This is a genomic window from Bacillus cereus group sp. N11, assembly GCF_016483605.1.
Classification (GTDB): Bacteria; Bacillota; Bacilli; order Bacillales; family Bacillaceae_G; genus Bacillus_A; species Bacillus_A toyonensis.
Genome location: NZ_JAEHBN010000090.1, coordinates 1 through 243 on the forward strand (window position 1 = coordinate 1; position 243 = coordinate 243).

Consider the following 243-nt stretch of genomic DNA (forward strand, 5'->3'; position numbering starts at 1 on the left):
GCCCTGTAGCCCCTGCAGGTCCGCCAGCTCCTGCAGGACCTGGAGCCCCTGGAGGCCCGGTAGCGCCCGTAGCACCCGGGTGACCTTGAATACCTTGAGGTCCAGTGGCACCAGTAGCACCCGTGTTACCTTGAATACCTTGAGGTCCAGTAGCCCCAGTGGCCCCGGTGGGACCTGGAGGGGCTGGCGGTCCCGTCTCCCCAGGCTCGCCGGGGGCGGCGGGGGGGGCTGGGGGGGAGGGCG

Annotated in this window: 1 pseudogene; it reads right to left on the reverse strand. The window is 71.2% G+C overall.

Annotated features, from left to right (window positions below):
- Window positions 1–243 (reverse strand): annotated as a pseudogene (locus tag JDS98_RS29815) (collagen-like repeat preface domain-containing protein); the annotation flags it as partial.